The following is a 20,826-nucleotide window of genomic DNA, read 5'->3' as shown; positions in this document are numbered from 1 at the left end:
AAGGTTGAAAAACTTGTGATCGGACGAGAAGGGTGCCGGGACCGGTCAGTCCCGCAGTGCCGCTTCGACGGTGGCGGCAACGTTCTCCGCCGTGAAACCGAAATGCTTGAACAGCGCCGGTGCCGGTGCCGATTCGCCGTACGTGTCGATGCCGACGACGGCAGCGCAGCCGTACTTCCACCAGCCGCCGGTGCAGCCCATTTCGACGGCAATGCGCGGAATCTTCTTCGGCAGCACGGCCTTCTTGTAGGCGATGTCCTGGCGGTCGAAGGTGGTGGTCGAGGGCATCGACACCACGCGCACGGCGATCTTCTTTTCGGCCAACAGCTTCTGGGCGGCCAGCGCGAGCGGCACTTCGGAGCCGGTGGCGATGATGACGGCGGCGGTCTTCTTGCTCTTCAGGCCGACGGTCTCGGGTTCGGACAGCACATAGGCGCCGCGGCTGATGTCGCCCAGGTCGGTCTTCGGCGCATAGGCGATGTTCTGGCGGCTGAGCAGCAGCGCGGTCGGGCGCGACTGGTTCTGCAGCGCCACGGCCCAGGCCACGGCGGTTTCGGCGGTGTCGCCCGGACGCCAGACGTCGAGGTTCGGAATCAGGCGCAGCGACGCGGCGTGCTCGATCGACTGGTGGGTCGGGCCGTCTTCGCCCAGGCCGATGGAGTCGTGCGTGAACACGTGGATCACGCGGCGCTTCATGAGCGCGGCCATGCGGATGGCGTTGCGGCTGTAGTCGCTGAACGTGAGGAAGGTGCCGCCGTAGGGGATGTAGCCGCCATGCAGCGCCACGCCGTTCATGATGGCGGCCATGCCGAACTCGCGCACGCCGTAGTTGATGTGGCGGCCGATGGTGCCGTGCGGTGCTTCGGCCGGCGCGGCGGGTGCGGCTTCGTCTTCGGCGCCTTGCTTGCCAGCTTCCACCGGGGGCACGTTCATGACCACGGCGCCGGTCTTCGCGTCGAAGCGCAGGGCAGGGGTGCTCTTGGTGTTGGTGAGGTTCGAGCCGGTCAGGTCGGCGCTGCCGCCGAGCATTTCGGGCAGCGCGGCCGTGAAGGCTTCCAGCGCGAGCTGGCTGGCCTTGCGGCTGGCCACGGTTTCGCCCTTGGTGTGGGCGGCCACCACGGTGTCGAACGCGACCTGGTGAAAGTTCTTGGGCAGCTCGCCCTTCATGCGGCGCGTGAACTCGGCGGCCAGCTCGGGGAACGCGGCGGCGTAGGCGGCGAACTTGTCGTTCCAGGCGGCTTCGGTCTTGGCGCCTTCGGCCTTGTGGTCCCAGTCGGCGTACACGTCGGCCGGAATTTCGAAGGGCGCGTAGTGCCAGTCGATGGCGTCGCGCGTCAGCTTGATTTCTTCGGCGCCCAGCGCCTCGCCGTGTGCCTTGGCGGTGCCGGCGCGGTTCGGGCTGCCCTTGCCGATGACGGTCTTGCAGTTGATGAGCGTGGGCTTGTCGGTCGACTGCTTGGCCTTGGCGATGGCCTTGGACACGGCCTTGGCGTCGTTGCCGTCGATCGGGCCGATGACGTGCCAGCCATAGGCGTGGAAGCGTTCGGCCACGTTGTCGATGTACCAGGGCTTGACCTGGCCGTCGATGCTGATGCCGTTGTCGTCGTACAGCGCGATCAGCTTGTTCAGGTGCCAGGCGCCGGCCAGTGCGCAGGCTTCGTGGCTGATGCCTTCCATCATGCAGCCGTCGCCCAGGAAGGCGTAGGTGTGGTGGTCGACGATGTCATGGCTCTTGCGGTTGAACTCGGCGGCCAGCAGCTTTTCGGCCAGCGCGAAGCCCACGGCATTGGTGATGCCCTGGCCCAGCGGGCCGGTGGTGGTTTCAACGCCGGGGGTGACGTCGATCTCGGGGTGGCCGGCAGTCTTGCTGTGCAGCTGGCGGAAGTTCTTCAGTTCGCCGATGGGGAGGTCGTAGCCCGTGAGGTGCAGCACCGCGTACAGCAGCATCGAGGCATGGCCGTTCGAGAGCACGAAGCGGTCGCGGTCGAACCAGTGCGGGTTGGCCGGGTTGTAGCGCAGGTGGTCGCCCCAGAGTGCGACGGCCATGTCGGCCATGCCCATCGGTGCACCCGGATGTCCGGAATTTGCTTGTTGGACGGCATCCATAGCCAGCGCGCGGATCGCGTTGGCCATCAGGGCTTCGTTTGCCATGGGCATGGGACTTTCGGGGGAAAAGGGTGGGAGGGGATAGGGGGGAACCCGCGATTTTACCGGGCCGGCCCATGCCGGCGCCGATACAGGCCCAACACCCCGCTGATGTTCTTGTGCGGCAGCCGGACTGCTAGAGTTGCCACCCATGCATGGGCTGCACCTCACCGCCGACCTCCACGACTGCCAATGCGGTCTTCAATGGCTCACCGACGGCGCGGCCCTGGGGGCTGTCTGCACCAAGGCCGTGTCGGCCGCCGGACTGCAGGCCGTGGGCCGGCTGGTGCATGCATTTCCGGCCACGCCGCAGGGGCCGGGCGGGGTGACGGCAACGCTGCTGCTGGCCGAGTCGCACCTGTGCATCCACACCTGGCCCGAGCAGCGCGGCGTGACGCTCGACGTGTACGTCTGCAATTTCAGCGGCGACCATTCGGCCAAGGCGCATGCGCTGATGGACGGGCTGATCGCGCTGTTCCAGCCCCGGCACAGCGAACGCAACGAATTGCAGCGCGGCCGGGTGACGGCGTGAAGGTTGCGAATCCGGTGAAGGCCATGATCCTGGCCGCGGGCCGCGGCGAGCGCATGCGCCCGCTGACCGACGCCACGCCCAAGCCGCTGCTCGAAGTGCGCGGCAAGCCCCTGATGCAATGGCCGATGGAGGCGCTGGCCGCCGGCGGCTTCAGCGAACTGGTGGTCAACACGGACTGGCTGGGCGCGCAGATTTCGCACCGCTTCGGCCCGAGCCCCTTGTTGGACGGTCGCCTGGCGCTATCAATTTCATACTCCGACGAAGGCGGCGACTTCGGTGGCGCGCTCGAAACGGCGGGCGGCATCGTGCGCGCACTGCCGCTGTTGGGCGATGTGTTCTGGGTCGCGGCCGGCGACGTGTTCGCGCCGGGTTTCGCGTTCACGCAGGCCTCGGTGGACCGCTTTGTCGCCGGCGGCAAGCTCGCGCACCTGTGGCTGGTGCCGAACCCGGCGCACAACACGAAGGGCGACTTCGGCCTGTCGCCCGAGGGCCTTGCGCTCAACGGCAGCGCCGCCGAGAAGTTCACCTTCTCGACCATCGGCCTGTACCGCGCCGCACTGTTCGCGCCGCCGTACTGCGCCATTCCGCCCGGCAACCCGGCCGGCATCAAAGCCCCGCTGGCCCCGATCCTGCGCGCCGCGATGGACAATGAAATGGTGAGCGCCGAGCTCTACACCGGCCCCTGGACCGATGTGGGAACCCCCGAACGGCTTGCCCAACTGAACACCACGCCAAGATGACCTCAGCAGACACCACCACGATCTACGCCGAGCGCCGCGCGCGCCTCGCCTCGCAACTGGGCAAGGACGGCATCGCCATCATCCCCACGGCCCCCGAGCGCCCGCGCAACCGCGACACCGATTTCCTGTACCGGCACGACAGCTACTTCTACTACCTGACCGGCTTCACCGAGCCCAACGCCTGGCTGGTGCTGGCCGGCGACGGCCGCGCCACGCTGTTCTGCGCGCCCAAAGACCTGGAACGCGAGATCTGGGACGGCTACCGCCTCGGCCCCGAGGCAGCGCCCGCGGCGCTCGGCGTGGGCGAAGCCTTCTCGGTCGGCGACCTCGACGCGAAGCTGCCCAAGCTGCTGGAAAACCGTTCGACCGTGTGGTTTCCGTTCGCCATCCACAAGGGCCTGGAGACCCGCATCGACGGCTGGCTGCAGTCGGTGCGCGCGCGCGTGCGCTATGGCGCGCTGTGCCCCGAGGAGCAGCGCGACCTGTGCGGCCCGCTCGACGAAATGCGCCTCGTCAAGGACGCGCACGAACAGGACATCATGCGGCGCGCCGCGCAGATCAGCGCCCGCGCCCACGTTCGCGCCATGCAGCTGTCGGCCCGCATGCTGCGCGAGGGCAAGGACGTGCGCGAGTACCACCTTGACGCCGAGCTGCTGCACGAGTTCCGTTTCGGCGGTTCGCAGTACCCGGCCTACTACTCCATCGTCGCGGCCGGCGCCAACGCCTGCGTGCTGCACTACCGCGCCGACGCGGCGCCGCTGCGCAAGGGCGAGCTGGTGCTGATCGACGCGGGCTGCGAGCTCGACGGCTACGCCAGCGACATCACGCGCACCTTCCCCGCCGATGGCAAGTTCACCGGCCCGCAGCGCGCGCTGTACGACCTGGTGCTGGCCAGCCAGGACGCGGCAGCCGCCGCAACCAAGGCCGGCAACCGTTTCAACGATCCGCACGATGCAGCCGTGAAGGTGCTGGCGCAGGGCATGCTCGACTTCGGCCTGCTCGACGCCAACAAGGTCGGCGGCGTGCAGGACGTGATCGACTCGCGCGCCTACTTCCAGTTCTACATGCACCGCACTGGCCACTGGCTGGGCATGGACGTGCACGACTGCGGCAGCTACGTCGAGCCCACGCAGGTCGGCGAGGTGAGCGAGCGCAAGGATCCGCTGTCGAACGAAGTCATCAAGAACCGGCCGAGCCGCATCCTGCATCCGGGCATGGTGCTCACGCTGGAGCCCGGCATCTACGTGCGGCCCGCCGACGGCGTGCCCGAGCAGTTCCACAACATCGGCATCCGCATCGAGGACGACGCGATCGTCGCCGCCACGGGCTGCGAGCTCATTTCACGCGGCGTGCCGGTGAAGGCGGACGAGATCGAGGCGCTGATGCGAGCCTGACGGCCCGCTTTGGGCGCTACCGACAACAAGAAAATAGGAGAAGACGTGACGAGGGTATTTGGAAAGTCTGCGATTGCATCGATATCGGCGCTGGTGCTGCTGGCTGGTTGTTCAATCTCCGCGGAGACGCTTCGCAAGATGCCGGCCCGCGAGATCAAGGAAATCGACGCCAGCAAATCCAAGGTGGCCGCTTGCCTGGCTGGAAAACTGAAAGAGACCTCCTATGAGGTGACGACGAGGGAAGATTCAGTCACCCTTCGGTCTGGCGCGATCACCCTGCGAGTTTTTGATTTGGAAGAGTCAACGCACGGAACATTGGTCACCGTGTATGTGGCATCTGCGTTTCACATTACACAAAGCAAGAACATGCTCGACGAATGCCAGGCTCAGTTGGAGGGAGGCAAGTAGTGGCGCCCCTTCAACGCATCACGTCGCGCTGGTTCTGGCTATGGATTTCGCTCGTGTCGATCGTGCTGTCCGGGTGTGCCGTGGATCTCACGACATCCAGCAAGAAAGTCCCTCCGGAAATGCGCAGGATCTATGTGCAGACGGTGGAGGGCGATGGCTACAACGTGGATCGCATCATCGCGGATCAGTTGAAGTCGAGGGGATATACCGTCGTGGTGGGGGCTGCGGCCAAGCCAAGCGAACCGATGGATGTGATCCTGACCTACGACGACCAATGGAGTTGGGACATAACCCCGTATCTGCTCAAGCTCACCATCAAGGCTCGCGACGCCAAATCGGGAAAACTCATCTCGGTAGGGGAGGTTCGTCGTACTTCGATGGCGAGAAAGTCTCCGGATGAGATGGCGGACGAACTGTTGAACGAACTGTTCACAAAGACAGGCAAGAAGTCTGGGTCTTAGCCTGCTGGCAAGTGACAGGCCTGAGCGGGATCGGCACCGCAGCAGGAGACACCTTCACTGCTCAGCTTTCACGCGGCGTGCCGGTGAAGGCGGACGAGATCGAGGCGCTGATGCGAGCCTGACGGCCCGCTGCGACACCGGCGGCGGCGCATGCCGCGCCTGCAGGAAGTCGATGAACACCCGCAGCTTGCGCGGCATCTGCGCACGGCTCGGGTGGTACAGGTAGAAGCCCGGGAAGGTCGGCCACCAGGGCTCGAGCAGCGGCACCAGGCGGCCGCTCTTGAAGTCGTCGCGCACCGCGCCCTCGAAGGCCGAGGTGATGCCGGCGCCCGCGCGGGCCGCCGCCAGCAAGACCTCGCTGTCGTTGCTGATCAGCGGCCCCGACAGCGCGATGTCCAGCACGCGCCCGTCCTGCGCGTATTCCCAGCGGTAGAGGCCGCCCGTGCTCAGGCGGTAGTTCAGGCACCGGTGCTCGCGCAGGTCTTCCGGCGTGCGCGGTGCCTTGCGGCCCTTCAGATAACGCGGCGAGGCAAAGGTGACCATGCGCAGCGGGCCGCCCACCGGAACACCCACCACGTCCTGCGCCAGACTTTCGCCGAGGCGGATGCCGGCGTCGAAGCCGCCCGCCACCAGTTCGACCAGCCGGTTGTCGCAGACCAGCTCGAGCGTGATGTCCGGGTAGGTGTCGGCGAAATCGCCCATGTGCGGAAAGAGCAGCAGCTCGGCCGCGACCCGCGAGACATTCAGGCGCAGCAGGCCGGCGGGCTTGTCTCGCGCCTCGTCGATGCCTTCGACCGCCTGTGCCAGCGCTGCAAGCCCCGGCCGCGCGCCATCGAGGAACTGCTGCCCCAGCTCTGTCACGCCGACGCGCCGCGTGGTGCGGTCGAGCAGCCGCACGCCAAGGCGCTGTTCGAGCGCTCGCACGGTCTGCGACAGGGCCGATGGCGACACGCCCAGTTCTTGCGCGGCGCGCGTGAAGCTGGCGTGGTGCGCCACCCGTGCAAAGGCGGCAATGGCGGGGAGCAGTTCGGGTGGCATGGCGTTCATTATGAAGACAGGCTTCATAAAGCATTCGTCATGGTGGGCTTTTTCCAAAGCAATGTCGCAACTACCTTCAAGGCCTCGGCGATGCAGCCGCACCGCTCACACCTCGAAAGGACATTCCCCATGAAGCTCGACAACTATCTCACCCTGGGCCGCTCGGGCCTGCGCGTCAGCCCGATGTCGCTCGGCACCATGACCTTCGGCACCGAATGGGGCTGGGGTGCCGACGCCGGCGAATCGCGCCGCATGTTCGACGCGTACCTGGACCGCGGCGGCAACTTCATCGACACCGCCAATTTCTATACCAACGGCAGCTCCGAAAAGCTGTTGGGCCAGTTCATCGCCGGCAAGCGCGAGTCGGTCGTCGTGGCCACCAAGTACTCGCTGAACATGCAACCGGGCAACCCCAACGCGGGTGGCAACCATCGCCGCAACATGGTCCGCTCGGTCGAGGCCAGCCTGGAGCGCCTGGGCACCGACTACATCGACCTGCTGTACCTGCACATCTGGGACAACCTGACGCCCATCGACGAAGTGATGCGCGCCTTCGACGACCTCGTGCGCTCGGGCAAGGTGCTGTACGCGGGCATCTCCGACACGCCGGCCTGGCAGGTGGCGCGCATGCAGACGCTGGCCGACCTGCGCGGGTGGGCCCCGCTGGTGGCGCTGCAGATCGAGCACAGCCTGATCGAGCGCACGGTGGAGCGCGAGCTGCTGCCGATGGCGCACGAGCTCGGGCTGGGCGTGATGGCGTGGTCGCCGCTGGGCAGCGGCGTGCTGACGGGCAAGTACACGCGCGCCGACCTCGGCCATACGCAGAGCACCGAAGCGGGCGTGACGGGCACGCGCAAGGACGTGGCGGCCGGCAATGGCGCGCTGCAGCCGCGCTCGCTCGACATCGCGGAGGTGGTGGCGCAGATCGCCAGGGAGCAAGGCCGTTCGCCCGCGCAGATCGCGCTGGCGTGGCTGCTGCATCGCACGGCGCCGACGGTGATGCCGATCATCGGCGCGCGCACCTTCGCGCAGTTCGAAGACAACCTGGGCGCACTCGACGTGGTGCTCGACGGCGACGCGCTGCGGCGCCTCGATGCGGTCAGTGCCATTGCGCTGGGTTTTCCGCACGACTTCATGGCGCTGCCGACGACGCAGGGCGTGCTGTCGGGCGGCAGCACGGTACGGCGGCCAGCATGAGGCGGTTGAAGGTCGTGGTGATCGGCGGAAGCGGCGCCATGTGGCCGCAGTGGAAGGTGCGATGAACGGGCAGGCGCTGCGCGTTGCCGTCACGTGATGCATCGCATCGCGTGATCAATGCAGCGCGGCAAGCAACAGGTAGAGCAGGAAGCCGAACAGCGCAAGGGCCGCCGCCGCGGACCCGATCCAGTGAAAGCGGCGCGGCGCATAGCTCAGCAGCCCGACGGTGGCCACGGCCGCCGCCGTGAGCGCGCCCAGCCAGAGCACCCAGCCGATGCTCGTGCCGGTGGCCCGCAGGCTGGCGCCCAGCGACAGGCACAGCAGCGCGGTGCCGCCCAGCTGCAGCCAGCGGCGCCATGCGCCCGGCGAGCTGCCGCGCCCGAAGACGTCTTCGCTGTGACGGTCCATCGCAAGACTCAGCGCGCAGAAGCCGGCGAACGACGCGGCGAACACCAGTGCAAGAAGCAGCGAGCTCATCGTCGCGACCTCACGAGCCCTGGCCCGAGGCAGCGAGGCCCGATGGCGGCGGCTGTTGCAATTTCTTCTTCGCAGCCTCCTGTGCGGCGGCCGTCTTGCGGCGCTTGCGTTCCACCAGCCAGACCGCGCCCGCCAGTCCGAGCCCCAGCGCCATCACCACCAGGTCGAAGCCCGCCACCGCGCTCGGGCCCGAGCGCAGGCTCACCGTCAACGGCGCGGGGCCGGTGAACGCATTGAGCACCGGCAGCAGCACGAACAGCAAGGCACCGAGCCCCAGTTGCGCCTGCCACATGCGCAGCGTCGGCCGCAGCAGGCCCAGCACCGCCGCCGCGCCCCAGACGATGAAGAACCAGCGGATCTCGGCCGCGCCGCGCTCGGCCACGTCGAGCGGCAGCAGGCGGTTGGCCCAGAAGAATGCGGCCATCGCCACCGGCAGGCCGGCCACGGCGCCGACGTTCAGCCCGTCGACCAGCCGCAGCCCGAAGCCGATGCGGCCGCCCTGCTTGAGTGCCTTGGCGAATTTCTGGCGCTCCTTCACGGCCCACAGCAGCAGCCCCGTCGCCACCATCAGGCAGCCCGCGATGCCCGACAGGAAGAACAGCGCGCGCAGCAGCGGATCGGCAAAGCGCCCGATGTGCAGCCCGTAGAGCACGCCGCGCGTTTCCGCGACCGGCTTGGCCGCCTCGCCGAACGCGCCGATCAGCGCGCCGGTGGCGCCGTTGAACTGCATCGACGGCTGCTCGTGCGACAGCTGCGGCCCTTCGGCGCGCGCGATCGACACCACGGAATTGGCGTCGTTCGGCAGGTGCACGGTAATGCGGCCGACGGCCGCGCCGCCCCAGTGCGCCGAGGCCTGCGCCACCATCGGCGCGATGGGCGCGAGTGGCACCTTGTTGCCCGAGGCCTTGAACTGGTCGCGCCCGCCGCCGGGGAAGGCTTCGGAGAAGAACGCCTGCTCGCCGCCACGGTCCTTGTAAGCCACCTGCGGGCCCCACGGCATGTACATGAACATCAGCGTGACCAGGCCGGTGTACGTGATCATCAGGTGATAGGGCAGCGCCAGCACCGCGGTGACGTTGTGCGCGTCAAGCCACGAGCGCTGGCCCTTCTTCGGACGAAAGGTGAAGAAGTCCTTGAAGATGCGCTTGTGCGTGACGATGCCACTGAAGATCGCCACCAACATGAACATCGCGCAGAAGCCCACGATCCAGCGCGCCCAGATCGCGGGCATGTAGTGCAGGTCGAAATGCAGGCGGTAGAAAAATTCGCCGCCGCGCGTGTCGCGCGCCGCGCTCATGGCCTGGCCCGTGGCCGGGTCGAGCATGGCGCGGTCGAAGCGGCGGCGCCGCTCGACCGGCGCGGAGCCCGGCGGCGGAGGCGGCTTGAGCCACAACACGCTGGTCGATGGTTCGCGCTCCGTCGGCAGCGTGATGAACCAGCGCGGGGCATCGGCGCCGCGCTGCTGCAGGAACGCCACCGCGCCTTCGGCCGTCTTCGCCTGGGGTGCCTGCGCCTGCGTCTGCGTCTGCGCGATTGCGTGCAGCTCGGGCTTCATCCAGAACGTGATCTCGTCCTTGAAGTACGAGGCCGTGCCGGCCGCGAACACCAGGAAGAGCACCCAGCCGACCAGCAGGCCCGACCAGGTGTGCAGCCACGCCATCGACTGGCGGAAACCTTCCTTCACGCGCCACCTCCCTGGCTGGCTCGGGTGAGCAGCAGCCACAGCAGCAGGCCGAGCGGCAGCGCCAGGACGACGAGGCCCGACCAGGCGCGCAGCGCGGTGCGCGCGGCAAACACCCACATCACGGCGAGAGCGAAGACGATGAACGAGGTCAGCGTGCCGGTCATCGCGGCTTCGCTGCGCGCCATGCCGAAGGCGGCGGGCAGGCACAGCGCGAGCACGGCGGCGGACAGCGCCGCGACGCCGTAGCCGCCGGCGATGGCGGCTATTGCGCGGGAAGCGACGCCAAGGCGGTAGCGAACGCCGGCGCTCACGACGCGCGCCGGACGGCGCAGGGTCGTTCGGGAATTCATGGGAAGGGAAGAAGATCGGGGAAGATGAGAATGATACTCATCTTGATGAAGTCAATCTTTTTCGGCGACCACCCCGGCGACGTTGGGATTGGCATGAAGAAGGATCCGAGCCGGTGCCGGAACGCCGCGTGCGCAGATGCGTGCCGGCGCTGCACCTGCAGGGCGAGCAGATCTGCGGCAAGTCGGTGCGCGCGCTGGCGGCGGAGCACCACCTGGTCGAACGGCAGGTGGCGCGCATCGTCGCGGACGTCGCGTTCTGAGCAAAAAAAAACCGGGCCCATGCGGGCCCGGCTTTCTTGAGCGCTTTGCCTCTTACTTCGCCTGCAGCAGCGCGCCGGCTTCGAGCAGCACCAGTTCGTTGTCGTCCGCCTTGTTCGGCTCGCGGCTGCTCGAGAAAGGCAGGTTGTTGTCGTTGCCGACCACGATGTGCGTGGCATCGACCACGTCGACGTTCTCGATCGTGAAGAACGGGAACTTGAGCACGCCGTCGTTCAGCGGCTTGCGCGCGAGCTTGTTCGGATCGGCGATGTTCAGCAGGTCGATGTAGCCGATCTTGCGCACCGCACCGCCCACGTTCGCATCGTTCAGCTCGACCTTGTAGACGCGCTTGAACTTGGCGATGTCGTGGAAGCAGTCCGTGCGCTTCTGGCCTTCGGGGCAGGCCTTGTCGGACGTGCCTTCACCGTTGTCGCGTTCGATGATCAGGCCGGTGGTGCCGTCAATCATGTTGAAGTCGCCGATGGCGTTGCCGTTGGCTTCCAGCAAGTACTTCCAGTGACGGCCCGTCCACTTCTCGGTGGCCACGTCGAATTCCAGGACGCGCAGCGCTTCCTTGCCTTCGACCTTTTCATAGTCCTTCGCCTCGGCGTTCCACACCGGGCCTTCGAGCAAGGCATAGAGCTTGCTGCCGTCCTTCGACGAGGCCATGCCTTCGAAGCCCTTCGAACGCTTGATCTGGAAGTCGACCGCGCCGCCGGGTGCGCCCGGCGTGGTCACGGCCGGATGGTCGGGCGAGCGCACGGCCTTGCCGTCGACCAGCGTGTCGAACACGGCAAGCACCTTGCCCTTGAGGTCGGCCTTGATCAGGAAGGGGCCGAACTCTTCGCCGATCCACAGCGCGCCGCCGGCGAACTGGAAGCTCTCGGGGTCGAAGTCGGAGCCCGTCAGGTAGCGCTGCTTGGTGCCTTCGTGAACGATGCGAAACGGCACCTTCTTGTCGGGGTCGTGCAGGAAGATGGTGTTCAGGCGATTGAACTTGCCGCTCTTGAAGTCCACCTTGTAGTGATTCAGGTAGAGCATGAAGTCGGGCGAGTTGGCCTTGGCGCCCGCACCGTTGTCGGTGAGGATCCAGAACGTGCCGTCGTCCATCTTCTTGATGCCCGAATGGCCCTGCAGCGGCTGGCCCTTGAAGGGCACCGACACGCCCGTGCCGCGGCCGGCCGACAGGCCTTCGACGGTGCCCAGCGCCTCGACGCGCTTGCCTGAGGTGAACTTGCCGCTGACCTGCAGGTCGGCCGGCGCGTCCTTCGGCGCGGCCACGAAGCTTTGCGCGGGCAGCACGGCGTGGCCGGCGAGCGTGGACGGAAAAGCGGTCTGGGCCGCCACGCTGCCGCAAGCGAGCGCGGTGGCCAGGGCGATGAAAGAAAGGGAGGCGAGGCGCGTCATGAGCGAGAAAGTCTTCAAGTACAAAACGCGTGACCATGCCCGGAGGGCGTGACGCCGCCGTGACATCCGTTCAAGTCATGGTGCGATGTCGACGGTCACTTCGCGCGACTCGGCGCGGCCCTGGTCATCGACCGCGCGCAGCACGTAGCGCCGGCCCGACTCCGCCATGCCGGGCATCCACGTGATGCCTTCGCCGGGCGCGGCGCGGCCGATCAGCGCGTCGTCGGCGAACCAGTAGACCGTCTGCGTGCCCGCCGCAGCTTCGGCGCGCAGCACCAGCGGCTCGGGTTTCTTCACGCGCAGCGTGTGGCGCACGCCGCGCAACGGCGAAGTGATGAGCGGCGCGCCCTCGGTGGCATTGCCGTTCTCGCAGCCATCGGCCGGCGCGCTCGCGCGTGGCAGGCCGGCCTGGCGGAACAGGCGGCGCATGTCGCTGCCCCACTGCTCGACCACCTGCTGGCGTGCATTCAGCTGCGGGCCGCAGACCACCTTGCCGGTGGTCTCGTCGACCCACACGGCGCGGTGCAGGTTGCTGACCTGGATCGGCGACTTGCCGGCGATGAACCACGTGCTGGTGCGCACCGGGCACAGCGCATCGGGCAGGCCGCCGGTGGCGGCGCAGACCTCCACCTGGCGCAGGTCGGGCGGCTGCCGCGTCGCGACTTCGCCGGGGTCGAGCCGCTCGGCGCGCAGCGCATCGACCATGCGCAGGAACAGCGGCGCGGCCGCGTCGACGCCCACCAGCGCGGGGTTGCTGGTGCCATCGAAATTGCCGACCCACACCACCAGCACGTGGCGGCCGAACACGCCCGCCGTCCATGCATCGCGAAAGCCCCAAGAGGTGCCCGTCTTCCATGCGACGGCGGGGCGCGCGGGCAGGGTGGTGTCGGGGCGCGGTGTGTGGCGCAGCATGTCGAGCGTGATGAACGACGCCTCTTCGCTCAGCAGGCGCAGCGGCTGCGAGGGGCGCTCGTCGGGCGCGGGCTGCGTGTAGCGCAACGGCTGCGAAATGCCGCCGTTGGCCAGCGTGGCATACAGGCCCGCGAGTTCTTCGGGCGTGACCTCGCCGCCGCCCAGCACCAGCGCCAGGCCGTAGTGCGATTCGCTCTGCAGCTTCTGCACGCCCGCGAGCCGCATGAAGTCGTAGAGGCCGGGCTTCGACAGCTTGGCCGCCACGGCCACGGCCGGAATGTTGCGGCTGCGGATCAGCGCTTCCTGCGCGGGCAGCGGCCCCGCGAAGCGGTGGTCGAAATTCTCCGGCGTGTAGGGGCCGAAGGAAGTCGGCGCGTCCTTCAGCATGGTCTTGGGGTGCAGCAGTCCCTGGTCGAGCGCGAGCGCGTAGATGAAGGGCTTGAGCGTGGAGCCGGGCGAGCGCTTGGCCTGCGTGCCGTTGACCTGGCCCGCGATGGCGTCGTTGTGCCAGTCGGCCGAACCGATCATCGCGCGCACCTGCATGGTCGAGGCGTCGAGCAACAGCGCGCTCGCGTTGGTCATGCCCACGTCGGCATGCGTGCGCAGGTACTGGCCCATGACGCGTTCGAGCGTGGCCTGCATGCGCAGGTCGAGCGTGGTTCTTATCTCTTGCACGCCGCGCTCCTGCGCGAGCAGCATGTCGGTGGCGTGCGGCGCAAGAAACGGCAGGCTGCCGCGCGACTGCGCCGACAGCGCGAGCTGCGCATCGGGCGCGTGCTGCTTCGCGGTCGGGTCGCGCTCGGCCCACAGCGCCCACAGGCGTTCGCGCGCCGATTGCAGCTCGGCATTGCGGCCGCGCTCGGCAATGCGCTTGATGGGGTTCTGCGGAATGACCGCGAGCGTCAGCGCTTCGGGCAGGCTGAGCTTGGCGGCGTCCTTGCGGAAATAGATGAGGCTCGCGGCCTGCACGCCTTCGATGTTGCCGCCGTAGGGTGCGGTGTTGAGGTACGCCTCGAGAATTTCGCGCTTGCTGAAGCGTGCCTCCAGCCACAGGGCCGCGCCGATCTGCGCGATCTTGCCCATGGCCGTGCGGCTGTCGATGCCGTAGACGCGCCGTGCGAGCTGCATGGTGAGCGTAGAGCCGCCCTGCCTGCGTTCACCGCTGGCAATGCGCCACGCGCTGCGCACCAGCGCGGCGGGGTTGACGCCGGGGTGCGCGTAGAAGCGTCGGTCTTCGTACAGCAGAACCGCGTCGACCAGCGTGGGCGAGATGCGATCGAGCGGCACCCACAGGCGGTATTGCTCGTCGCCCGCGAGCGTAAGGCGCAGCAGTTCGCCGCCCTGCGCGTAGACGGCGCGCGAACTGCCGATGGTTTCGTTGAGGGGCGCGTGGGGCCAGAAGCGCAGGAGCGTGAGCAGCAGCGCGATGAGCGCGAAGGCGACCAGCGTCTTCTTCGCTCTGCTTCTCTTGCTCCCTCCCTCTTTCTTGCTCCCTCTCCCGCTAGCGGGAGAGGGTTGGGGTGAGGGCGGCGGCGATGAATCAAGCGGCGTGGTCATGGTGAAGCCGAGCCCTCACCCTAACCCTCTCCCGCAAGCGGGAGAGGGGACAAGACGGGGCTCGTCGCAATCAATTCGCCACCACCTGGAAGCGCGCACCGGCCGAGCGCGAATACACGCGCCGGTCGTACATCGCCTCGCCGTACGCGGCCGGCACCACGTAGTCGCCCACGTTGGTGGCACGCGCCTTGTAGGTCACTTCGAGCAGGTCCTTGTTGACGCTGCCGTAGAACACCACGCGGTCTTCGCGGATGTCGGCGTACTGCACCTTCCACGAACCACCGCCGCCCAGGCGCTTCTTCCAGATCGGCGCATCGGCGTTGGCTTCTTCGTCGTCGCCCACGGCCTGCAGCACCGGCTCCAGGCCACCGGGCAGCACGTCGACCAGCGCCACGTCGTTCAGCTGCGCGCGCTCCAGGCTGCGCACGCGCACCCGCACCGTGACCTCTTCGCCAAGCTTTGCTTTGGTGACCGGGTTGCCCTTGGCGTCGAGCACTTCATGGAAGATTTCCAGGCCCTGGTTCACCGGCGTGGCAGGCACGTTGCGCTCGAAGCCCTGCTCGGCCCAGCTGTAGTACAGGTTGAAGTCGCTGTCGTTCGAGAGCTTGAGCTTGGCGGTGCCCATCGGCACCGCCGCGCGCGTGATCGGGTTCACCGCACCCAGGGCCAACGCGGCGGCCTGGCCTTGCGCGTTGACGGTTTGCGCCGTGAGCTTGCCATCGGCGTTCTGCGCCACCGCTTCGAAGTACGCATCGACCGCCAGCAGCATCGAGGCCGACGACAGGCTGTTGTACCAGCCGTCGCGCACCATCGCGCCCATGCCTTCCCACACCGCCGGCTTGAGCGTCTTCAGGCGCGACGGGAAGTGGCGGCCCACCAGGTGCAGCGTCATGCTGTCGTGCACCAGCGGGTCGTAGTAGGCGCCCCACACGTTGCGGCGCTGCTTCTTCTCGGAGCGCGCGAGCAGGTCGGACCACACCGGGTTGAGCAGTTCGCCGGCCACCTGCTCCTGCTTCACGAGCTGGTAGCTCGCGGCGAGGTACACGGCGCCCAGGTCGTCGCTCCAGCCTTGGGTCTGCTTGTTTCGCCATGCTTCGCGCAGGTTGGCCAGCGCGGCCGGCGCGATGATGCCCTGGCGCGTCAAGAGGTAGGCCGCCTGCGTGCGCTGGCGCCAGCCGTCGAGCGTGGTGTCACCGCTGCCGAGCCAGCCCTGCAGGTAGGTGTTGGCCTTCTGCAGCAGGTCTTGCGGCACCGGCAGCTTGTGGTCCTTGGCCTCGACCAGCAGGTGCACCGCATACAGCGTGGCGAAGGCATCGGCGCCGGCGCCGGGCCACAGCGAGAAGCCGCCATCGGCCGTCTGCCGCGTGCGCAGTTGCACCAGGTAGCGCTCGAAGGTCTTGCGCGCCTCGGGCATCGGGCCCTGCTCGGCAGTGCGGCCCCGCGCCATTTCCTTCACCAGCTCGGGGCGGCTGCTCAGCAGCACGGCCGGGAAGGTCTGACTGGTGATCTGCTCGGTACAGCCGTGCGGGTAGGCCTCCAGGTACTGCATGAGGCCGGTCGCGAAGGCCCACGGCGCGGCCGACACGGCCACGTCGCTCTGGCGGAAGTTCGGGTACAGGTCGGCCTTGCTGCTCAGCTCGCCGGCACGCTGGAAGCTGCCCGCCTGCACCAGCGTGACGAAGGGCGATGCGGGCCGCACGCTCACTTCGGTCGACAGGCGCGCGCTGAAGGTCTTGTGCGTCGAGGTGAACACCAGCGCGGAAGAACCCAGCACCGCCTGCTCGCCCGGCTTGGCGCGCACGTTGAACTTGGTGCTGGCTTCGCCGCGCTCGTTGACCTTGAGCGTCTGCGTGGCGTCGCCCACCACTTCGAGCCCGCCCGATGCGGTGAGCGTGAGCGCGATGGGAGCCTCCTTGCCCGAGCCCGCGATGTTGTTCGCCAGGCCCACGCCCACTTCGACCGTGTCGCCGGGCGCCATGGCCAGCGGTGCGTTGGGCAAGATGACCATGTCGCCACGCACCACGGTGCGCGTGCTCTTGGCGGCGGTGGTTTCGTCGTTGATGGCCACGGCCATCACGCGCAGGCTGCCGTTGAAGCTTTCGGGCACGGTGTAGCTGAACTCGCGGCTGCCGTTCACGTCGACCAGGCCCGACCAGTAGGCCACCGGCTTGTCGCGCTTGCGCTTGAACGGGTTCAGGTGCTTGCCGAGCTCGCCTTCGCCGTCGCCGCCGGGCGCGGCGCCCTGCATGAGTTTCTTGAACTCGGGCAGGATCAGGTCGAGCGTCTGCAAGGTGCCGACTTCGAGCGCGCGCTTCTGGAAGAAGTGCTTGAGCGGGTCGGGCGTCTTGTAGCGCGCCACCTGAAGAATGCCCTCGTCCACCGCGAACAGCACGGCACGCGTGGGCTTGTCACTGGTGAGCTTCATCTTCACGGTCTGGCCGGGCTTCACCAGATCGCTGCTGGTCAGTTGCAGGTTGGCGGTGCGCTTCGACAGGCTGGTGGCAAAGGGAATGACGCCGTACGACAGCGGGCTCATGTAGACCTCGTCCGAGGCCGGGTCGCGCACGAAGTGCACGTTGATGTAGCCCGTGCCCTCGAAGTCCTTGGGCAGCACGATCTTCTGCACCGAGGCGGTCTTGTCGGTCTTGAACCAGGCGTGGGCATAGACCTTGTCGCGCTCGATGGTGATGAGGCCGGCGCCAACATACGGCGCACGGATGCTCACCTCGATCTCCTGCCCCGGCTCGTAGTCCTTGCGGTCGAGCGTGAGCTGCAGCTCGGCATTGCGGTCGAGCGAGCGCGACACGTTGGCATTGCCCGCCACGCTGTACTCCACGCGGTTCAGCTCCAGCCCGGCGGCGTTGCGCACCACGTACGCAAAGTTGCCGGGCGCGCTGGTGTTCAGCGCCACGGTGTTGCCGGCCGCGGCAATGGCGAAGGGTTTTTCGTCGAGCACGACTTCCTTCTTGCGCGACTCGTAGCGGTACAGGCCGCTGTCCTGCTTGATGAGCACCGACAGCACCTTGCGCTCCACACGCTCGATCTTCAGGTCGGCCACGGCCGCCTTCTTCGCCTGCGGGTCGATCGCGATCACGGTGGCATTGCGCGCGGCGCCCTTGGTCACGTAGCTGGTGTCGCCGTCGACCTTCACGCCCACGAGATAGGGCATGTCGCTGACCAGCGTCTGCGCCTCGGCCGACACGCTGCGTCCGCCCTCGGGCTCGAAGGCCTTGGCGAGCACGTGCACCTGGTAGGTGGCGGCGTCGAAGCGCGACAGGCGCAGGTCGAACTCGGCCTTGCCGTCGGCGCTGGTCTGCACGCTGCCCAGGTCGTCGACCTGTTTCTCGGTGGCGCGCTGCGGATCGAAGAAGGCGTAGTCGGTGAGGGCGCGGAACACCGGGAAGCCGGGGCTCAGCGTGAGCGTGCCTTCGACCTTGCGATCGGGCGCGGGCGTGCCGAACAGGTTCTGCACATCGATCAGCGCCTTCAGGTCCTTGGGCTTGACCCAGCCTTCGGCCACTTCGCTGCTGAGCTTGGCGACGACCTTGGTGCGGTCGGGCAGGAATTCCTGCACCTTCACTGTCGTGCTGCCGATGAGCAGGCCCTGCACCTCCGGCGTGCCAGGCGACGATTCGCGCGGCAGGTAGAGGTTGACGGTGTAGTTGCCGGTGGGCGAGGTGTCTTGCGTGGCGTGGGCAATTTCCGCCGCGCCGCCGGGGCCGAGCTTGAGTTTCTCGCGGCGCACGCTGAGGCCGCGCGCGTCGATGATCTCGGCTTCGAGCGGCAGGTCGCGCAGCGACGTGCCCCAGTTGCCGGCCTTGACCATCATCGCGATGTGCATCGTGTCGCCGGGGCGGTAGATGCCGCGGTCGCTGAACAGGTAGGCCGTCATCTGGTTCGGCACGCCGGCCGCGCGCAGGCCGCCGACGTCGAAGCGCGAAATGTCGAGCGTGCGGTCGCTGCGGTTGAACGGCAGGAAGCTCAGGTCGCCGTCCTTGCGCACCACCAGCACCACCGGCGCCTTTTCGCGCTGGTAGCCGGCAAGGTTGGGCAGCTTGGCGGCACCGGTCGCGTCGGTGGATTGCGACGCGATGATCATGCCGTTGCGGCCCCACACCTCGACCAGCGCACCGCCCACGGGCTGGCCGTTGGCAATGCTCTGAACGAACACGTCGCGCGTGCCGTCGAGCGACTTCTTGGCGACGATGCCCAGGTCGGTGACGAGCACCAGGCGCTGGTCTTGCTGGTCTTCGGGGTTGCCGCTTTCGGCGTTGCCTTCTTCGTCCCCTGACGACGACTCTGCCTGTTGCTGCTCGTCCTCCGGCTGGCCCTGCGTGCCATCGCCCTCGGGCTTCTTCTTGGCCTTGGGGTCGTAGCCCTGCACCTTGAGCAGGAACACGCCGCGGCGGTCGGCCACGTCGCTGCGCAGGTACTGTGCGAAGTCGACGGTTTCGTAGTGCGCCTTGCCGGCGGGAATGCTGAGTGGAATGTCTTTCTGGAAGCGGTCGACGAGGTTGTCCGACTGCAGGCCGCCGAAGAACTGCGGATGCGCGAAGTCGCCGTTGCTCTGCGTGACCAGGTGCTGCAGTTGCTGCGGCAGCAGGCGGCCGATTTCGAGGCGGATGCCCGGCAGGTCGCGCACCAGGATCGGCAGCTTGCGCTCGCCCGACAGCGCGAGCAGCGAGCCCTGGCTCATGATGGTGAGTTCGGGCGCGAAGGTCTTGAGCAGCAGCACGTCTTGCCGCGCGGCACCGAGCTGGTAGCCGCCCGGTGTCTTCAGGCCCTTGGCCACGCGCACCAGCAGGTAGCGGCCGCCCTCGGCCTGGGGCATGCGGAAGCTCACCATCTCGGTCACTTCGCGCTCGCTGGCGATGGGCTGCAGGTTGATCTTTTTCGCGCGGCGCAGCACGGCGTCGGTGATCTTCGACGACGCGTTGGACCAGTCGAACTTGTCTTCGGGGTCGCCCTTGGCGTCTTCGGTGACCGGCAGCAGCCAGGCCTGCACCACGCGCGCCATTTCGCGCTCGTGCACCGGCATCGAGGCGGTGACGTGCATCACGTGCTCGGGCTCACCGTTCTCGCCGGTGACGATGGTCGGGTCGACGCTGGAGATGTCGAGGCTGAAAAGGCCGGGAATATCGACGGCACGCGACACGTCGCCGCGCTGCGCGGGGCCGCCCTTCTGTGCGACCGCGCCGGCCGTGAGGCTGAGCACCACGGGGCGCGTCTTCTCGGGAATGGGCAGCGGCTCCGACTGCACGGTGGCGGTAAGGCGCAGCTTGTCGTAGCTGACCGTGAACTTCTCGCTGGCGCACTTGCCCACGCTGAAGAACGAGGTGCTGCAGGCCTGGTCGTAGGTGAGCACCAGGCGCTTTTCGAACTCGGCGGTGTTCACGGGGTGCGAGAAGCGCACCTGGAAGAGGGCTCGCCGCACGTTGGCCTGAACGGGGTCTTGATAGAACTCGGCGCCACCGATGCGCGCGCTGAACTCGGGCGAGGTGAATTCGTACTTGCGCTGCTCGATCTCGATGTGTGGCGCGAGTGCGTCCTTGGAGAGCTGCACCTTGTATGGCTGGCCCACGGGCCAGTCCTGCGCGGGCAGGAACTCCAGCTTCTTCTGGCTGCTCCACGACCAGCGCCCGGCAATGGCAGGCTCGATGCTGACGCCCGTCGCTTCCTGGCCGATGCGCGCGATGGGCGCCACGGAGGCCGAGAAGTTGATGACGACGGGGTTCGGGCCTTTGTCGTTCTCGATCTGCGTGCGTTGCGGCGGCTCGAGCTTCGCGGTGGCAACGATGGGTTCGACGCGGTCGGGCGTGAGGCCGTGCCACCACTTGAGCACCTGCGGGCTGACGAACCAGCCGGCCAGCACGAGCAGTGCGAGCAGCACGACCCATGCAAGGCGCTGCTGGAGCCATTGGAGGCCGAAAAGAAGAAAGGCGCCGAAGATGCGCAGCCAACCCGGGGGACGCCAGGAACCGATGAGCCCGCGGGCTACCGGACGCAGAAAACCGAGCACGCGGCCCAGGCCGGTGAAGAGTACGTCGCTGAGGGACGCGAGTTTTCGATTGGCAACTTGAAGCATGGAAGCTCCCCCGATGTTTTTGTAGGCGCTTGCCAGTTTGCTGGCAGTCTGTGAAGCGATGGCGCTGTGTGTGAAGTCTGCGTGAAAACTGCACAGGGCGGTACTTGAGCTGTCTCAGTGATTCTTGGTGCGTTCTTGGTGCTGCTGTTTGGAGCGGGTACGGGTTCATTCAGGGCGCGTG

Annotated in this window: 15 protein-coding genes; 7 read left to right on the top strand and 8 right to left on the bottom strand. The window is 67.5% G+C overall.

Features of this window, described 5'->3' with window-relative positions:
• Positions 1-45: 45 nt before the first annotated feature.
• Complete coding sequence (locus tag DBV14_RS10035; protein ID WP_124459041.1) at positions 46-2,151, bottom strand: transketolase; 2,106 nt, start codon at positions 2,149-2,151, stop codon at positions 46-48.
• 145 nt (positions 2,152-2,296) lie between these two features.
• On the opposite strand from DBV14_RS10035, the gene DBV14_RS10030 reads away from it, so the two are divergent.
• Genes DBV14_RS10030 through DBV14_RS10010 form a run of 5 tightly spaced genes read left to right on the top strand, consistent with a single transcriptional unit; the run spans position 2,297 to position 5,680 of the window.
• Positions 2,297-2,677 carry an S-adenosylmethionine decarboxylase family protein gene (locus DBV14_RS10030; RefSeq protein ID WP_124459040.1) on the top strand — a complete coding sequence of 127 codons (381 nt, stop codon included), beginning with the start codon at positions 2,297-2,299 and terminating at the stop codon, positions 2,675-2,677.
• A gap of 23 nt (positions 2,678-2,700) precedes the next feature.
• Positions 2,701-3,417, top strand: a complete 717-nt coding sequence (locus DBV14_RS10025) for a nucleotidyltransferase family protein (protein ID WP_124459096.1) — start codon at positions 2,701-2,703, stop codon at positions 3,415-3,417.
• The gene (locus tag DBV14_RS10020) at positions 3,414-4,811 is read left to right on the top strand and encodes an aminopeptidase P N-terminal domain-containing protein (protein ID WP_124459039.1); all 1,398 of its coding nucleotides are present in this window, start codon (positions 3,414-3,416) and stop codon (positions 4,809-4,811) included. Before DBV14_RS10025 ends, DBV14_RS10020 begins: the two co-directional genes overlap by 4 nt.
• A gap of 45 nt (positions 4,812-4,856) precedes the next feature.
• Positions 4,857-5,219: a hypothetical protein gene (locus DBV14_RS10015; protein ID WP_124459038.1), complete on the top strand. Its 363-nt coding sequence runs from the start codon at positions 4,857-4,859 to the stop codon at positions 5,217-5,219.
• A complete protein-coding gene (locus DBV14_RS10010) occupies positions 5,219-5,680 on the top strand; it encodes a hypothetical protein (RefSeq protein ID WP_124459037.1) in 462 nt (153 codons plus the stop codon). Before DBV14_RS10015 ends, DBV14_RS10010 begins: the two co-directional genes overlap by 1 nt.
• A gap of 54 nt (positions 5,681-5,734) precedes the next feature.
• Here DBV14_RS10010 and DBV14_RS10005 read toward each other — a convergent pair whose 3' ends face one another.
• Entirely contained in the window at positions 5,735-6,718 is a 984-nt protein-coding gene (locus DBV14_RS10005; protein ID WP_124459036.1) for a LysR family transcriptional regulator, read from the bottom strand.
• Between the two features lie 129 nt (positions 6,719-6,847).
• Between DBV14_RS10005 and DBV14_RS10000 the strand changes: the two genes are divergently transcribed.
• Complete coding sequence (locus DBV14_RS10000; RefSeq protein ID WP_124459035.1) at positions 6,848-7,915, top strand: aldo/keto reductase; 1,068 nt, start codon at positions 6,848-6,850, stop codon at positions 7,913-7,915.
• A 114-nt stretch (positions 7,916-8,029) separates the two neighbouring features.
• On the opposite strand, the gene DBV14_RS09995 is transcribed toward DBV14_RS10000, so the two are convergent.
• From DBV14_RS09995 to DBV14_RS09985, 3 genes are read right to left on the bottom strand one after another with little or no spacing between them, the layout of a single operon-like run.
• Entirely contained in the window at positions 8,030-8,392 is a 363-nt protein-coding gene (locus tag DBV14_RS09995) for a DUF3325 domain-containing protein (protein ID WP_124459034.1), read from the bottom strand.
• Positions 8,393-8,402: 10 nt separating this feature from the next.
• Positions 8,403-10,076: a PepSY domain-containing protein gene (locus tag DBV14_RS09990; RefSeq protein WP_124459033.1), complete on the bottom strand. Its 1,674-nt coding sequence runs from the start codon at positions 10,074-10,076 to the stop codon at positions 8,403-8,405.
• On the bottom strand, positions 10,073-10,426 hold the full coding sequence (locus tag DBV14_RS09985; protein ID WP_124459032.1) for a DUF3649 domain-containing protein: 354 nt from the start codon (positions 10,424-10,426) through the stop codon (positions 10,073-10,075). The genes DBV14_RS09990 and DBV14_RS09985 overlap by 4 nt, the downstream gene beginning before the upstream one ends.
• Positions 10,427-10,539: 113 nt before the next feature.
• Here DBV14_RS09985 and DBV14_RS33370 point away from each other — a divergent pair, with 113 nt between their 5' ends.
• Entirely contained in the window at positions 10,540-10,686 is a 147-nt protein-coding gene (locus tag DBV14_RS33370) for a hypothetical protein (RefSeq protein WP_185545984.1), read from the top strand.
• A gap of 52 nt (positions 10,687-10,738) precedes the next feature.
• Here DBV14_RS33370 and DBV14_RS09980 read toward each other — a convergent pair whose 3' ends face one another.
• From DBV14_RS09980 to DBV14_RS09970, 3 genes are all read right to left on the bottom strand, one after another.
• A complete protein-coding gene (locus DBV14_RS09980) occupies positions 10,739-12,091 on the bottom strand; it encodes an esterase-like activity of phytase family protein (RefSeq protein ID WP_124459031.1) in 1,353 nt (450 codons plus the stop codon).
• Between the two features lie 75 nt (positions 12,092-12,166).
• Positions 12,167-14,560: a penicillin-binding protein 1C gene (gene pbpC / locus DBV14_RS09975; protein WP_260396894.1), complete on the bottom strand. Its 2,394-nt coding sequence runs from the start codon at positions 14,558-14,560 to the stop codon at positions 12,167-12,169.
• A 70-nt stretch (positions 14,561-14,630) separates the two neighbouring features.
• Positions 14,631-20,645 (bottom strand): alpha-2-macroglobulin, encoded by a 6,015-nt coding sequence (locus DBV14_RS09970; RefSeq protein ID WP_124459030.1) that lies wholly within the window; start codon positions 20,643-20,645, stop codon positions 14,631-14,633.
• Positions 20,646-20,826: the final 181 nt, after the last annotated feature.

This window comes from Variovorax sp. KBW07 (genome assembly GCF_003852515.1).
In the GTDB taxonomy this organism is placed as follows: domain Bacteria; phylum Pseudomonadota; class Gammaproteobacteria; order Burkholderiales; family Burkholderiaceae_C; genus Variovorax.
The sequence above is the reverse complement of the archived record's forward strand: the minus strand, read 5'-3'. Positions and strand labels throughout refer to the sequence as shown.

What these genes read in the sequence shown, in the direction of transcription:
- DBV14_RS09985 (WP_124459032.1), bottom strand. Translation starts at nt 10,426, where the DNA reads ATGAATTCCCGAACGACCCTGCGCCGTCCGGCGCGCGTCGTGAGCGCC.
- DBV14_RS10020 (WP_124459039.1), top strand. Translation starts at nt 3,414, where the DNA reads ATGACCTCAGCAGACACCACCACGATCTACGCCGAGCGCCGCGCGCGC.
- pbpC (WP_260396894.1), bottom strand. Translation starts at nt 14,560, where the DNA reads ATGACCACGCCGCTTGATTCATCGCCGCCGCCCTCACCCCAACCCTCT.
- DBV14_RS10035 (WP_124459041.1), bottom strand. Translation starts at nt 2,151, where the DNA reads ATGGCAAACGAAGCCCTGATGGCCAACGCGATCCGCGCGCTGGCTATG.
- DBV14_RS10025 (WP_124459096.1), top strand. Translation starts at nt 2,701, where the DNA reads ATGATCCTGGCCGCGGGCCGCGGCGAGCGCATGCGCCCGCTGACCGAC.
- DBV14_RS09980 (WP_124459031.1), bottom strand. Translation starts at nt 12,091, where the DNA reads ATGACGCGCCTCGCCTCCCTTTCTTTCATCGCCCTGGCCACCGCGCTC.
- DBV14_RS10005 (WP_124459036.1), bottom strand. Translation starts at nt 6,718, where the DNA reads ATGCCACCCGAACTGCTCCCCGCCATTGCCGCCTTTGCACGGGTGGCG.
- DBV14_RS09970 (WP_124459030.1), bottom strand. Translation starts at nt 20,645, where the DNA reads ATGCTTCAAGTTGCCAATCGAAAACTCGCGTCCCTCAGCGACGTACTC.
- DBV14_RS10000 (WP_124459035.1), top strand. Translation starts at nt 6,848, where the DNA reads ATGAAGCTCGACAACTATCTCACCCTGGGCCGCTCGGGCCTGCGCGTC.
- DBV14_RS10030 (WP_124459040.1), top strand. Translation starts at nt 2,297, where the DNA reads ATGCATGGGCTGCACCTCACCGCCGACCTCCACGACTGCCAATGCGGT.
- DBV14_RS09995 (WP_124459034.1), bottom strand. Translation starts at nt 8,392, where the DNA reads ATGAGCTCGCTGCTTCTTGCACTGGTGTTCGCCGCGTCGTTCGCCGGC.